11 protein-coding genes are annotated in these 14020 nt (G+C 70.6%); 3 read left to right on the top strand and 8 right to left on the bottom strand.

Annotation, left to right across the window (positions count from 1 at the left end):
• Positions 1-93: 93 nt before the first annotated feature.
• A complete protein-coding gene (gene aspS, locus JL475_RS02785) occupies positions 94-1857 on the top strand; it encodes an aspartate--tRNA ligase (protein ID WP_202274780.1) in 1764 nt (587 codons plus the stop codon).
• Between the two features lie 72 nt (positions 1858-1929).
• Here aspS and JL475_RS02780 read toward each other — a convergent pair whose 3' ends face one another.
• From JL475_RS02780 to JL475_RS02760, 5 genes are all read right to left on the bottom strand, one after another.
• Entirely contained in the window at positions 1930-2190 is a 261-nt protein-coding gene (locus tag JL475_RS02780) for a hypothetical protein (RefSeq protein WP_202274769.1), read from the bottom strand.
• 11 nt (positions 2191-2201) lie between these two features.
• Positions 2202-3218, bottom strand: a complete 1017-nt coding sequence (locus JL475_RS02775; protein ID WP_202274767.1) for a hypothetical protein — start codon at positions 3216-3218, stop codon at positions 2202-2204.
• A gap of 121 nt (positions 3219-3339) precedes the next feature.
• On the bottom strand, positions 3340-3705 hold the full coding sequence (locus JL475_RS02770) for a PH domain-containing protein (protein WP_202274765.1): 366 nt from the start codon (positions 3703-3705) through the stop codon (positions 3340-3342).
• A gap of 102 nt (positions 3706-3807) precedes the next feature.
• Positions 3808-5535: a methionine--tRNA ligase gene (gene metG / locus JL475_RS02765; RefSeq protein ID WP_202274763.1), complete on the bottom strand. Its 1728-nt coding sequence runs from the start codon at positions 5533-5535 to the stop codon at positions 3808-3810.
• 130 nt (positions 5536-5665) lie between these two features.
• Complete coding sequence (locus JL475_RS02760) at positions 5666-7468, bottom strand: VWA domain-containing protein (RefSeq protein ID WP_202274761.1); 1803 nt, start codon at positions 7466-7468, stop codon at positions 5666-5668.
• A gap of 276 nt (positions 7469-7744) precedes the next feature.
• Between JL475_RS02760 and JL475_RS02755 the strand changes: the two genes are divergently transcribed.
• Positions 7745-9826 (top strand): PhoX family phosphatase, encoded by a 2082-nt coding sequence (locus JL475_RS02755; RefSeq protein ID WP_202274760.1) that lies wholly within the window; start codon positions 7745-7747, stop codon positions 9824-9826.
• A 117-nt stretch (positions 9827-9943) separates the two neighbouring features.
• On the opposite strand, the gene JL475_RS02750 is transcribed toward JL475_RS02755, so the two are convergent.
• The 3 genes from JL475_RS02750 to JL475_RS02740 form a co-directional block, all read right to left on the bottom strand.
• A complete protein-coding gene (locus tag JL475_RS02750) occupies positions 9944-10945 on the bottom strand; it encodes an endonuclease/exonuclease/phosphatase family protein (protein WP_202274758.1) in 1002 nt (333 codons plus the stop codon).
• Between the two features lie 97 nt (positions 10946-11042).
• On the bottom strand, positions 11043-12002 hold the full coding sequence (locus JL475_RS02745; protein ID WP_237406100.1) for a hypothetical protein: 960 nt from the start codon (positions 12000-12002) through the stop codon (positions 11043-11045).
• 181 nt (positions 12003-12183) lie between these two features.
• Positions 12184-12624: a hypothetical protein gene (locus tag JL475_RS02740; protein ID WP_202274756.1), complete on the bottom strand. Its 441-nt coding sequence runs from the start codon at positions 12622-12624 to the stop codon at positions 12184-12186.
• A gap of 208 nt (positions 12625-12832) precedes the next feature.
• Here JL475_RS02740 and JL475_RS02735 point away from each other — a divergent pair, with 208 nt between their 5' ends.
• Positions 12833-13963, top strand: a complete 1131-nt coding sequence (locus JL475_RS02735; RefSeq protein WP_202275351.1) for a PP2C family protein-serine/threonine phosphatase — start codon at positions 12833-12835, stop codon at positions 13961-13963.
• Positions 13964-14020 lie beyond the last annotated feature (57 nt).

The raw sequence follows: 14020 nt of genomic DNA, 5'->3' as shown, positions 1-14020 counted from the left end.
GATCTTGGGGTGGCCGGTAGGCTTGGGGGAGTTTCACGTGAAACAAAGACCCCGACACCAAGACCCCGATCCGCGAAGGCTGGATGAACGACGATGCATCGGTACAGGTCCCACACCTGCGGCGAGCTCCGCGCCACTGACGTCGGCACCGACGTCCGGTTGAGCGGCTGGCTGCACAATCGGCGCGACCTGGGCGGCATCCTGTTCATCGATCTGCGCGATCACTACGGCATCACGCAGCTCGTGGCCCGCCCGGGCACGCCCTCCTACGAGACCCTCGACCGGCTCTCCAAGGAAACCGTCGTCCGGATCGACGGCAAGGTCGTCTCCCGTGGCACGGAGAACGTCAACGCCGAGCTGCCGACCGGTGAGGTCGAGGTCGAGGTCGGCGAGGTCGAGGTGCTGGGCGCGGCGGCCCCCCTCCCCTTCACGATCAACACCGAGGACGGGGTCAACGAGGAGCGGCGCCTGGAGTACCGCTTCCTGGACCTGCGCCGCGAGCGCATGCACCGCAACATCCTGCTGCGCACGTCGGTGATCTCGGCCATCCGCCACAAGATGACGGCACTGGGCTTCAACGAGATGGCGACGCCGATCCTCAGCGCCACCTCCCCCGAGGGTGCCCGCGACTTCGTCGTCCCGTCGCGTCTCAACCCGGGCAAGTTCTACGCGCTGCCGCAGGCCCCGCAGCAGTTCAAGCAGCTGCTGATGATCTCCGGCTTCGACCGCTACTTCCAGATCGCGCCCTGCTTCCGCGACGAGGACGCCCGCGCGGACCGCTCGCCGGGCGAGTTCTACCAGCTCGACGTGGAGATGTCGTTCGTCGAGCAGGAGGACGTCTTCCAGCCCATCGAGAAGCTCATGACCGAGCTCTTCGAGGAGTTCGGCAACGGACGGCACGTGACCTCGCCGTTCCCGCGGATCCCGTTCCGCGAGGCGATGCTGAAGTACGGCTCCGACAAGCCGGACCTGCGCGCCAAGCTGGAGCTCGTCGACATCACCGACGTCTTCGAGGGCTCGGAGTTCAAGGCGTTCGCCGGCAAGCACGTCCGTGCGCTGCCGGTGCCGGACGTCTCCGCTCAGCCGCGCAAGTTCTTCGACCAGCTCGGCGACTACGCCGTCGCGCAGGGCGCGAAGGGCCTGGCGTGGGTGCGGGTGACCGAGGACGGTTCACTGACCGGCCCGATCGCGAAGTTCCTGACCGAGGCGAACGTCGCGGAGCTGACCAAGCGGCTGGGGCTCACTGCCGGGCACGCGGTGTTCTTCGGCGCGGGTGAGTTCGACGAGGTCTCCAAGATCATGGGCGCGGTCCGGGTGGAGGCCGCCAAGCGGGCCGGCCACTTCGAGGAGGACGTCTTCCGCTTCTGCTGGATCGTCGACTTCCCGATGTACGAGAAGGACGAGGACACAGGGAAGATCGACTTCTCCCACAACCCCTTCTCCATGCCGCAGGGCGGTCTGGAGGCCCTGGAGACCCAGGACCCGCTGGACATCCTGGGCTGGCAGTACGACATCGTCTGCAACGGCGTCGAACTGTCCTCCGGCGCGATCCGGAACCACGAGCCGGAGATCATGCTCAAGGCCTTCGAGATCGCGGGCTACGACCGCGACACCGTCGAGGAGCAGTTCGCCGGCATGCTGCGCGCGTTCCGCTTCGGCGCCCCGCCGCACGGCGGCATCGCGCCCGGCGTCGACCGCATCGTGATGCTCCTCGCCGACGAGCCCAACATCCGCGAGACCATCGCCTTCCCGCTCAACGGCAACGCCCAGGACCTGATGATGGGCGCGCCGACGGAACTGGACGAGGCCCGCCTGAAGGAACTCCACCTTTCGGTGCGCAAGCCGCAGCCGAAGTAGTCCACAGCGGCGAGGGCCCGGAACCGATGTCCGACATCAGGTTCCGGGCCCTCGCCGTCGTTCAGGACGGGTTCAGGCTGTTTCTGACGTTTTCACGTTTTCCTCTGGGTACTTCTTTGCGTACTCGTCCATGCACCTCTGGAGCCAGAGCTTGAAGAGATGGCACATGTGATCGATTTCTTCGGGGGGCATGCCCGCGCGGCCACCGATATCCGTGAACCTTTCACGGAAGATCGTTCTGGCGGCATCCGTGGGAAGTCCCCTGATCACGGCTTTGAACAGGGCGGTACAGACGTCCCAGAACTCCGCCTTCAGTTCCGGGTCCTGCATCACGCGGCACGTCTTCATTGCTGTTCGGAGGTGTCTGCCGACGCGTTCGGGCTCTCGGTGAGGACGTCCTCGACCGTGGTGGCCGTCAAGGAGCGATCGAACCAGGCGGTGAGCGTGTCGAGGTCGGTGCAGGTGGTGATGCGTTCGTGGACGCTGTCGGAGACCGTGATCCCACGCACCTCCAGCACACGCAGGATGGCCTCAGCTCTTCCCTCAGCCCTTCCCTCGGCCCTGCCTTCGGCCCTTCCCTCGGCCCTGCCTTCGGCCCTTCCCTCGGCCCTTCCCTCGGCCCTGCCTTCGGCCCTTCCCTCGGCCCTGCCTTCGGCCTTGCCTCCCAGGTACGACTCCTCGATCAGGGTTCCGCTTCCCGGGAATTGGGTGCCGACGCCCATCAGCTCTCTCCATTTCTTCTTGGACGGAGTGTTCTCCAGACCGATTTCCACCAGCTCGAACCAGTACGCCATGATGCTCGACGGGAAGGACGCCAATCCGCGGGCCACCGTTTCCAGTATGGCGTCCGCCCTGCGGTCCTCGCTGTGGACGATGGCCGAGAGCGCCGACAGGGCCGGCTGGCGGGCCACCACCGACTCGTCGGTGACCTTCGGGACGGTCTGCGGTCCCAGGACGAACGGGCGTGTGGTCTGGGTCGACCACGGACCCACGGCGCATTCGAAGGGACCCGTCGCCCAGGATGCCGTGGCCCGGTCCCGGCAGACGGTTACCAGCAGCACCGGCATGTCGAACTTCGCGCTCAGGTAGGCGACGTAGTAGGACCAGCTTCTCGCCTTGTCCGGGTCCACCTTGGTCTGGGACTCGACGGCGAGCAGGAAGCTCTCCCCCATGTCGGGCTCGAACTTGAGCACCGTGTCGATGCGGCGCTCGAGGGGCCGGATCTCCGTGGCGTCGGTGGAGACTTCGCCGAAGTCCTCCCGCACGGGTGGGGGAAGCCGCAGCGCCTCGAAGACGGGTGTGAGGGCTTCCGGGTGCTCTTGGAAGAGCCGGTGGGAGACCTCATGTGTCGATGTGACCATGGGAGTGAGCCTGGCGGGCCCATGATCCCGGCGTGGGGCATATGCAGAGGCATTCACCCGTTCGGGAGCTGGAGAAACGTTCCAGGGAGGCGGGGTGTTGACCTGCTCCCGGATGCTCGGGTCAGCGGGCCACGAACTGGGTGAGGATGGCCTGGACCTCGTAGATGTCGACGCCCTTGGTGAAGGTCTTCTCCACCGGGGCCGGGGTGCCGGAGATCCAGATCTTCAGCTCGGCGTCGAGGTCGAAGTGGCCGGCGGTCTCGACGGCGAAGTGGGTGATGCTGCGGTACGGGATCGAGTGGTACTCGGTCTTCTTGCCGGTGATGCCCTGCTTGTCGATCAGGATGAGGCGTCGGTCGGTGAAGAGGATGGTGTCGCGGATCAGCAGGTAGGCAGCGTGCACCTGCTCGCCGTGGCCGAGGAGGCGGGCGTAGTCCTGCTGAGCCGACGCCGGGTCGATGCTGTGCGCGTTGCCGAACAGTGCCATGGGCGCTCCCCCTGCGTGAGTGGTCGTACCCGCGACGCTAACGGACGCGTCAGGGCCCGGGAACCTTTGTTCCCGGGCCCTGACGTCGGTGGTGCGCGGTCGTTACGCGGACTCCGGCTCGCCGCCGAAGCGCTCCTTGTACGCCTCCAGGTCCTCGTCCGTCAGCTTGGCGAAGAGAACCGGCGGGACGGTGAAGGGGGTGCCGGCGGGGACCGAGGTGAGAGCGCGGGCCTCCTCGGCGGTGACCCAGGTCGCCGTGTCGTCGGCGAGGGAGAACGTCTGGCGCATCGCCGCCGCCGTCGTCGGGATGAACGGCTCCGACACCACCGCGTACAGGCGGATCAGGTTCATCGCCGTACGCAGGGTGAGGGCGGCGGCGTCCTGGTCGGTCTTGATCTCCAGCCAGGGGGCCTTCTCCTCCAGGTAGGAGTTGCCCGCGGACCACAGGGCGCGCAGCGAGGCCGCCGCCTTGCGGAACTGCTTCGCCTCCATCTGGGACTCGTACTCCGCGAGGAGCCCCGCGATCTCCTCACCGAGCCGGGTCTCCGCCTCGCCGGGCTCGCCGCCCGCCGGGACCTCCTCGCCGAAGCGCTTCTTGGAGAAGGACAGGACACGGTTGACGAAGTTGCCGAGGGTGTCGGCCAGGTCCTTGTTCACCGTGGCGGTGAAGTGCTCCCAGGTGAAGGACGAGTCGTCCGACTCGGGCGCGTTGGCGATGAGGAAGTACCGCCAGTAGTCCGCCGGGAGGATGTCCAGCGCCTGGTCGGTGAAGACGCCCCGCTTCTGGGAGGTGGAGAACTTGCCGCCGTAGTACGTCAGCCAGTTGAAGGCCTTGACGTAGTCGACCTTCTTCCACGGCTCGCGGACTCCCAGCTGGGTGGCCGGGAACATCACCGTGTGGAAGGGGACGTTGTCCTTCGCCATGAACTCCGTGTAACGGACGGTGTCGTCCGCCTCGTACCACCAGGACTTCCAGTCCCGCGTCTCGCCCTCGGGCGCGGAGTCCGCCCACTCCTTCGTCGCGGCGATGTACTCGATCGGGGCGTCGAACCAGACGTAGAAGACCTTGCCCTCGGCCGCCAGCTCCGGCCAGGTGTCGGCCGGCACCGGGACGCCCCAGTCCAGGTCGCGGGTGATCGAACGGTCGTGCAGGCCCTCGGTCAGCCACTTGCGGGCGATGGAGGCCGCCAGATGGGGCCACTCCTCCTCGTGCCGGGCGACCCACTCCTCGACCTCGTGCTGGAGCTTCGACTGGAGGAGGAAGAGGTGCTTGGTCTCGCGGACCTCCAGGTCCGTGGAGCCGGAGATCGCCGAACGCGGGTCGAGCAGGTCGGTCGGGTCCAGGACGCGCGTGCAGTTCTCGCACTGGTCGCCGCGGGCCTTGTCGTAGCCGCAGTGGGGGCAGGTGCCCTCCACATAGCGGTCCGGGAGGAAGCGGCCGTCGGCCGGGCTGTAGACCTGCCGGATCGAGCGCTCCTCGATGAAACCGTTCTCGTTCAGACGGCGGGCGAAGTGCTGGGTGATCTCGACGTTCTGCGGCGACGAGCTGCGGCCGAAGTGGTCGAAGGCGAGGTTGAAGCCGTCGTAGACCGCCTTCTGCGCGTCGTGAGCCTGCGCGCAGAACGTGTCGACCGGGAGGCCCTGCTCCTTCGCCGCCAGTTCGGCGGGGGTGCCGTGCTCGTCGGTCGCGCAGATGTACAGGACCTCGTGGCCGCGCTGGCGCATGTAACGGGAGTAGACGTCCGCCGGGAGCATGGACCCCACCATGTTGCCCAGGTGCTTGATCCCGTTGATGTAGGGAAGGGCGCTGGTGATGAGGTGTCGAGCCATCGGTGGCTGCTCCCAGGTCGAAACGTACGGAACCTTCAAATCGTAGCCGACACGGGTGCGCCGCCCGCTTCTCGTTCTACGTGCTGAGAAGCGGGCGGCGCGGGACGTGCCGGGGGTGTCCCCCGTGGGGCTACGGGCGCCAGGACTTCAGGACGGCCTCGTAGAGCTCCTTGTCGGTGAGTTCCAGGGGGGACGGGCCGGCCAGGAAGTGGGCAGTGTTCGGCGTCTTGAGCTTGCGGAGGTAGTCGAAGGCCTTGTTCTCCGGGTCGCCGAAGGCGACGAAGGAGAAGAAGACCGCGGGGTGGGTCTTCGCCGCCTCGGTGAGGGCCTGGGTGGCGGGGGTCTTCGCGTCGGGGGCGCCGTCCGTCTGGAAGACCACCAGGGCGGGGGTGCCCGCGGGGGCGGCCTTGTCGTGCAGGGCGAGGACCTCGGCCACGGCCGCGTGGTAGCTGGTCCGGCCCATGCGGCCGAGGGAGGCGTGCAGGGTGTCGATCTTGTTCTCGTGGTCGGTGAGGGTGAGCTCGCCGGTGCCGTCGACCTCGGTCGAGAAGAAGACGACCTTGACCGTGGTGGTCTCGGGGTCGCTGGTGAGGTGGGCGGCGAGGGCGAGGGTCTGCTCGGCGAGGGCCTGTGCGGAGCCGTCCTTGTAGTACGGGCGCATGGACGCGGAGCGGTCGAGCACGAGGTAGACGGCGGCGCGGGTGCCGGTGAGGTCGTGCTCCGCGAGGGTGGTGGCGGCGGCGGTGTGGGCGGTGGTGAGTGCCTGCGGCAGCGAGGGGGTGGTCGGCTCGGCCTCGGCTTCGGCCTCGGTGTGGTTCCCACCCGCACCACCCGTGCGGCTTTCGTCGTCGGGTGCGAGTGGCCCCTGCGGGGTGTCCTCGCCGTCGGCGGGTGCGGGCTCCGGTTCCGGCTGTGCTTCCGGGGCGGCGGCCGTCGCAGGTTCCGGCTCGGTTTCGGGCTCGGGCTTCGCTTCCGGCTCTGCCGTGACCTCGGGCTGAGGCGCCGGCTCGGCTACGGGTGCCGCCGTGACCTCGGCCTCGGGGGCCTCGGGCGCGCTCTCTGCCTCGGCCGCGCCCTCGGGTGCTGCCTCAGCTGCGGGTGCGGGTGCGGGTGCGGCCTCAGCTTCGGGCTCGGGTGCGGGTGCGGGCTTGGCTTCGGGCTTGGCCTCCGCCTTGGGTCCGACCTCGGCCTCCGCTTCGACCTCGGTCTTCGCCTCCGGGGTGACCTCCGCCTCGGGCTCGACCTCGGGCTCGGGCTCGACCTTGGCTTCGGGTGTGACCTCGGGCTCGGGCTTGACCTTGGCTTCGGGTGTGACCTCGGGCTCGGGCTTGACCTTGGCTTCGGGTGTGACCTCGGCCTCGGGCTTGACCTCGGTCTTCGCCTCGGGGGTGACCTCAGGCTCGGGCTCGACCTCCGCCTCCGCCTCAGGCTCGGGCTCGACCTCCGCCTTGGGCTCGGTCTTGGCCTCGGTCTTGGCCTCGGGCTCGGGCTTGGCTTCGGTCTTCGCCTCGGGCTCGGTCTTGGCCTCGGGCTCGGGCTTGGCCTCGGGCTCGGCTGCCTCGGCCTCGACCTCCGCTTCGGGCTCGGGGGCCGGGGCGGTGGGGGTCGGGGGCGTCACGTTGTCGAAGGCCGCCGAGACGAGGTCGTGTTCGTCGGTGCGGGGTTCCGGGACGGAGACTTCGGCCTTCGGCGTCGGCGTCGGCGTGGGTGTCGGTTCGGGGGAGGGGGACGGAAGCCTCGGGGCCGCTGACGCGGCCGCGGCAGGCTCGTCGGTCCGATCGGGCGGCGTCGGGGTGGCCGCGGTCGCCTCGTCCGCACGGGCGGGCTGTTCCGCACCGTCCGTTCCGGCGACCGGCGTCGCACCCTCCGCCTCTGCGGTGCTCGCCCTGCGTGACCGACCGAACGCGTTCCGCAGGAGAGTGAGAATGCCCATGTGCGCAACCCTTCGCATGAGTTGTAGCCCGTCAATCCCTGGCCAGGACGGACACGTAAGGTTAGCGGCCCTTGTGGGTGATCTTGGGTAGGGTCGGGTGTCGGGCGTCGCACTTGTCAAGGGCGGCATCCGGCCCGAGCGGGCCATCGTGCCGTGATTCCGGCAACTCCCTTCATGCTGCCGCAGGTTCACTCTCCGTTCACTCCGGCGCCCGGCTACCGCACATATGTGTCCCTATGGTCACGCTGACACCCCGGGTTTCCAAGGAGAGAACACGTGCGCAAGCTGCTGCCGTTGATCGGAACGCCGTCCGGTTCGCATCCCGGCGGCCGGTCCGCCATGACCTGTCGTTTCCGGTGTGGTGACGCCTGCTTCCACGAGGTGCCCAACACCAGCTCCAACGAGTACGTCGGTGACGTCATCTCCGACGCCCTCAGCCGCCGTTCGATGATGCGGGCCGCCGCCGCCGTCACGGTCGTCGCGGCCGGTGCCGGCGCCGTCAGCCTCGCCGGTGCCCCCGAGGCCCAGGCTGCGCCCGCGGCCGGGAAGGGCCACGGCCACGGCAACAACAAGGCGAAGGGTGCCCGCGGTCTGCGGTTCACGCCGGTCCCGCCCAACACCGCAGACACCGTCACCGTCCCGGCGGGCTACGACCAGAACGTCGTCATCCGCTGGGGCGAGCCCATCCTGCGCGGAGCGCCCGCCTTCGATCCCGAGAACCAGACCGCCGCGGCGCAGGCCGGGCAGTTCGGATACAACGTCGACTTCCTCGCGCTGCTCCCCCTCAAGGGTGAGCGCGGACGGCAGGTGCTCGTGGCCAACCACGAGTACACCGACGAGATCCTCATGTTCCGCGACTACGACTCCGAGAACCCCACCCGTGAGCAGGTGGAGATCGCCTGGGCCGCGCACGGGCTCGTGGTGGTCGTCGTCGAGGAGGACAAGAAGAGCGGCAAGCTGACGCCCGTCACCCGGCACCACCTCAACCGGCGTCTCACGGCCACCTCGGAGTTCCGCCTGACCGGTCCCGTCGCCGGGTCCGACCTGGTGAAGACCTCCGTCGACCCGAGCGGCACCAAGGTGCTCGGCACCCTCAACAACTGCGCCGGCGGCACGACCCCGTGGGGCACCACGCTGCACGCCGAGGAGAACTTCAACCAGTACTTCGCCAACGGCAGCAGCGCCACCGACAAGCGGTACGGGGTCGGCACCGGTGCCACCGACCGCAAGTGGGAGCGTTTCGACAAGCGCTTCGACCTCGCGCAGGAGCCCAACGAGGTGCACCGCTTCGGGTACGTCGTCGAACTCGACCCGTACGACCCGGACTCCACCCCGCGCAAGCGCACCGCGCTCGGCCGGTTCAAGCACGAGGCCGCGACCGTGCGGCTGACGCACGACGGTCGGCCGGTCATCTACTCCGGTGACGACGAGCGGTTCGACTACATCTACAAGTTCGTCGGCAGCAAGCCGATGAGGAACGGCGACAGCCGGGCCGCGCGCGAGCACAACCTCACGCTGCTCGACGAGGGCACCCTGTACGTCGCCAAGCTGACCGGTGACTCGCCGGCCATCGAGATCGACGGCACCGGCAAGCTTCCGAAGGACGGCGAGTTCGACGGCAGCGGCCAGTGGATCCCGCTGGCCACCGCCACCGCCGACGGCGCCGTCTCGCACGTCGAGGGCATGACGGCCGAGGAGGTCTTCGTCTTCACGCGCCTCGCCGGCGACAAGGTGGGCGCCACCAAGATGGACCGGCCCGAGGACGTCGAGCCCAACCCGGTCACCGGCAAGGTGTACGTGGCCCTCACCAACAACTCCCGGCGCGGTGTCGACGCCAACCCCAAGGCGGACGAGGCCAACCCCCGCAACGCCAACAAGCACGGCCACGTCCTGGAGCTGACCGAGCGCTGGAACCGGCCGGAGAGCACGAAGTTCGCCTGGTCGCTGTTCCTGGTGGCGGGCGACCCGCAGGACCCGGCGACGTACTTCGCCGGTTTCCCCAAGGACTCCGTCAGCCCCATCTCCTGCCCGGACAACGTCGCCTTCGACGACCACGGCAACCTGTGGATCTCCACCGACGGCGCCGCCCTCGGTTCGCACGACGGGCTCTTCGGCGTCGCCACGCGCGGGGAGCGGCGCGGTGAGCTGAAGCAGTTCCTGACCGTGCCGAGGGGCGCGGAGACCTGCGGCCCGATCATCCAGGACCGGCGGGTGCTGATCGCCGTGCAGCACCCGGGCGAGGTGGACGGGGCGTCGGTCGACAACCCGGGCAGCAGCTGGCCCGACGGACCCGGCACGTACGTCCGGCCGTCCGTGGTCGCCGTGTGGCGTGCCGACGGGCAGGACATCGGCGTCTGACGCCGTCGCCGGCGGACACCGGGTCGGCGGACACCGGTACGCACACGGCCGGGGTGCGGGCCCCCGTGGGGGCCCGCACCCCGGCCGTCTCCGGGCGCGGTGGGGGCCGGGTCCGGGTCAGCCGCCGCGGTGCAGCGTCAGGTCGACGACCAGCGCCCGGTGGTCGGTGTCGGCGAGGTCGAGGAAGCGGGCCCGGTCCGCGGCGAACCGCTCGGACACCAGCACGTGGTCGATCTGGGCGCCGAACGTCGGAGTGGTCCTGGCCGGCCAGGTCGGAATCCGGTACGAGCCGTCCAGCCGGGCGGCGTCGCTGAGGCCGGTGTCGAGGATGCGCCGGAAGGCGGCGTGGTCCTGGGAGGCGTTGAAGTCCCCGGCGAGCACCGTCGGGGTCGTCCGGTCCGCGGCGGCCGCGTCGCGCAGCCTGCCGAGCTCGCGCTGCCAGACGTCCACCTGGCCGGGGAGCGGCGGCATGGGGTGGGCGAGCTGGAGCCGTACCGCGTGCCCGTCGACGTCGGCGACGGCGCCGGGCATGCCCATGGTGCCGGGGACGCCGTCGGTGCCCTCGAGCGGGAAGCGGCTGAGGATGACGGAGCCCTCGGAGCCGCCGCCCGCCACGGCCCGCCGGTGCGGATAGGCGGCCGTCAGCTCCCGCTTCAGCACCGCGTCGCAGGTGTACTCGCACTCCTGGACGAACACCAGGTCGGGTTTCTCCCGGAGCACGGCGTCGACCAGCCCTTCGGCGGCCCGGCCGAACTCGACGTTGGAAGTCATGACCCGCAGTTCGGCGACGGGGGGCCCGACGGGCTCGCCGGTCTTCCCGTACGGCTCGATGAACCAGGCCAGCAGCCCGAGCAGGGCGACGCCCCACACCGCGCCGGTCCACCACCGGGCGAGCACGGTGCACAGCAGCCCGGCGGCGGTGGGTACGAGCAGCCAGGGCAGGAACGCGAGCAGTTGGGGCACCGGGGTGATGCCGTCGGTGCCGACGGTCCGGCAGCCGACGACGACGCTCACCCCGGCGAAGAGCAGCGCCGCACACCACGCGCCGAACCGCCGCCCGCCGCCGTGGCGTCCGGCGCCGTCCTCGGTGGCCGCCCACTCGGCAGTCGCAGTGTCCAACGTCCGGCCTTCCGCTCGCGGGTGGGATGCACCGGGATGCACGGAGATCCTCCCTCAAGGACGAGGGCGCACGACGGGAGGTTGCGGCGATCCGTGCTCAGACCCGCGCCCGGGGCGGGGCGGCCGTGGGAGACGCCGTCGTTCCGCCGCGTCGCAGGGCACGGCTGCCGTGCCGGGCGGTGCGACGACCGCGGAGCCCGGTCAGCCAGGAGCCGAGGGCCACCGCCAGGCCCAGCGCGAGCAACAGCCAGGACGCGGTGCGCAACGCGGCGGTGAGGGCGTCGTACACCGCGCCCGCCGCGGGCCGGTGGGCCCGCTCGGGCAGGTCGGCCAGGGTGAGGTGGCGGCCGATGACGACGGCGACGGCGAGCAGACCGCCGCCCAGCGCGATGCCGAGCCCGGTCGTGGTGACCGCGCGGCGGCGGCGGACGGCGACGGCGATCCCGACGGCGTCCAGGACGACGGCCGTCGGCGGCAGCCGGAGGGCGGCGGCGTCCAGGACGCGGTACCCCTGCCGGAGCCCGGCCACCTCCCCCGCCGGCACCACCGCGACCTCGGTGTGCCGGACCGGAATGCGCTCGGCCCACGGCATGTGATCGGCGACGAGTCGCTGCTTCACCCGGGCGGTGACGGGCGCGAGGTCGACGGTGACCGGGCCCGGGACCGCCCGCTCGTCGCGCAGGGCGCGCAGGACGGCGTCGTGGACGGCCCGGTTCCCCGCCTCCCACGCCGTGGCGAACGCCTCGGTGCGGGTGAACGAGCGGACCGCCTCCCGTACGAACGGCTCGAACGTGCTGCGCGTCGGCCCCGGGTCCAGCTCCCGCAGGACCTCGTCCCCGACGGCCTCGGCGACCGCGTCGCGTACACCGGGGTCGGCGGCCAGCGGTGCCATCGTGTCGACGTACCGCCCGGTGTCGGCCAGCCCGTACGCCGCCCAGGCCGCGAGCGCGCCGCAGGGCACGAGCAGGCACGCCAGGGCGACGAGCACCGCCGACAGGGCGTTGCGCAGGCGTGCGGGGGCCGGCTCGCGGCGGGGCGGTTCGGCGGCGGGAGACATCTCTCCAGCCAAGGTGTCGACGGCCGGACGCGCGAGCACTCCTGGCATCCGGAGTACCCGGATGCCAGGAGTGCCCGGATCACCCGCCCCCGTGCCGGACGCCCCCGACGCCGGACCGGAGACAGCGGCGAAGGAGCCGACGGCCGCCGCGAAGGAGGCCGCCGGGGCGGACGAGGCCGTGTCACTCGATGCGGTGGCCCTTCGCGTCCTCGTGCGTGTAGTAGCGGTAGAACAGGAACGCGAAGACGACCACCGCGGTCGCCACCCCCAGCGCCGCCGACCGCAGCACGCTCGTGTGGGACTGGTTGACGAGGAAGCCGACCGCGATGCCGGAGAAGGCGCCCCACAACACCGCGTGCGCTTCGCGGCGCAGCTTCGGTGCGACGCTCAGCAGGGCCGCGTACAGGACGGCGAACACCAGCGCGGTGAGGAACCCGAACAGGACGTTCCAACCGGTGATGGGCCCGCCGTAGCGGGCGTTGGCCGCCGCCCAGTAGCCGTAGACGAGCCCGAGGACGACGGGCACCGCCAGCTTGGCGACGCGGTGGGTCCGGTCGCTGAAGAGGTGGATCGTGCCGGGCCGCCTGCTCACGGTCCTGGGTCCGGGTGCCGCATGAGCCATGAGAGTGCTCCTCTCTCAGCTTCCCCTGGACGGGCTTCTCCTCGCTTGCTCCTCCAGAGCACACCGGTACGGGGCCGTCGGCAAGTCGGCGTACCGACCGGATGCGTGCCGTACGGCCGCGTGCTTCGCTGGGGCGGTGCACCAGGGCAGCAAGGGAGACGACCGGTACTCCCGGGCCGGTCGCGGGGACGCCGTGCACCGGTACGAAATGCTGCGGGTACGAGGACGCGGTGTCGCCTGGGTGCCGCCGCTCCTGCTGCTGGTCGTCATCGCGGTGGCCGACTACCACACCGGTGGAGAGTTCCGGATCATCTCCTGGATCGTGCTGGTGCCGGGCATCGCCGCCGCGATCTGCGGGGTGTGGGGCACGATCGTGCTCGCGGCGCTCGCGATCGGCACCTTCTCGGTCGTCGACAGCGCCTGGCCGCACCAGTTCCAGACGGGGCTGCCCGATTTCATCCTCGTCACCGTCGGCGGTGCCCTGGCGACGCTGGCGTGCGCGGTCCGGGTGCGTGGTGAACGGCGCGCGCTGTACATGCGGGACGTGGCCGACACGGTCCGCCGTACGGTGCTGCGCCCCCTGCCGCCGCTCTGGGGCGGCCTGGAGCACGCGGGTGTCTACCTCAGCCCGGAGGTCGGCGCCCGGGTCGGCGGTGACTTCTACGACATCCAGCCGGGCCCGTACGGCACCCGGGTCCTCGTCGGGGACGTCCAGGGCAAGGGGCTGGGCGCGGTCGAGACGGCGTCGGTGCTGCTCGGCACGTTCCGCGAGGCGGGCTGCCACGAGCCGCGGCTGACGACCGTCGCCGAGCGGCTGGAGGAGCGGATGCGGTCTCACCGGGACTACACCAGGGCCCTCGGCCGGGCCGAGGTCGACCGCTTCGCCACCGCCGTGCTGCTGGGCTTCCCCACGGCCCCCTCCGACACGGTGGAGGCCGTCGTCTTCGGCCACGAACCACCGCTGGTCGTGGGGCCCGGCAGCGTACGGTCGCTGGCCGTGACCGGTGGTCTTCCGCTGGGTCTGCGCGAGCTGGACCCCGCTCCGGTGCGTGTGCACCGGCTGCCGCTGGCCGCCGACGAGACGCTGCTGATGGTCACCGACGGGGTGACCGAGGCGCGGGACGCCCACGGGGCGTTCTACCGGCTCGCCGAGGAGGTGGCGCGGGCGGTCACGCGGGACCCGGGCCTCGCCGAACCGGACCGGCTGACCGCCTTCGTGAGGGAGGGGACGCTCCGGCACACCGGCGGCCGGCTGACCGACGACACGACCGTCTTCGCCGTCCGCCGAATCCGCGCGCCCGCGGGCGGACGTCCCGAAGGGGGACGTTCACGGATCTGAGCCCCCCGGCGGGAGCCACAGCGGTTACGGTGCTGGTCTGGGTGATCGACGGGGCGA

Source organism: Streptomyces sp. M2CJ-2, from assembly GCF_016757295.1.
Classification (GTDB): domain Bacteria; phylum Actinomycetota; class Actinomycetes; order Streptomycetales; family Streptomycetaceae; genus Streptomyces.
This window is presented reverse-complemented; position numbering and strand designations above follow the sequence as displayed.

Excerpts from the sequence above, each read along its gene's own strand:
- JL475_RS02760 (WP_202274761.1), bottom strand. The coding sequence starts at position 7,468 with ATGGGCATTCTCACTCTCCTGCGGAACGCGTTCGGTCGGTCACGCAGG.
- JL475_RS02735 (WP_202275351.1), top strand. The coding sequence starts at position 12,833 with ATGCTGCGGGTACGAGGACGCGGTGTCGCCTGGGTGCCGCCGCTCCTG.
- JL475_RS02775 (WP_202274767.1), bottom strand. The coding sequence starts at position 3,218 with ATGGTCACATCGACACATGAGGTCTCCCACCGGCTCTTCCAAGAGCAC.
- aspS (WP_202274780.1), top strand. The coding sequence starts at position 94 with ATGCATCGGTACAGGTCCCACACCTGCGGCGAGCTCCGCGCCACTGAC.
- JL475_RS02745 (WP_237406100.1), bottom strand. The coding sequence starts at position 12,002 with ATGTCTCCCGCCGCCGAACCGCCCCGCCGCGAGCCGGCCCCCGCACGC.
- JL475_RS02740 (WP_202274756.1), bottom strand. The coding sequence starts at position 12,624 with ATGGCTCATGCGGCACCCGGACCCAGGACCGTGAGCAGGCGGCCCGGC.
- metG (WP_202274763.1), bottom strand. The coding sequence starts at position 5,535 with ATGGCTCGACACCTCATCACCAGCGCCCTTCCCTACATCAACGGGATC.
- JL475_RS02770 (WP_202274765.1), bottom strand. The coding sequence starts at position 3,705 with ATGGCACTGTTCGGCAACGCGCACAGCATCGACCCGGCGTCGGCTCAG.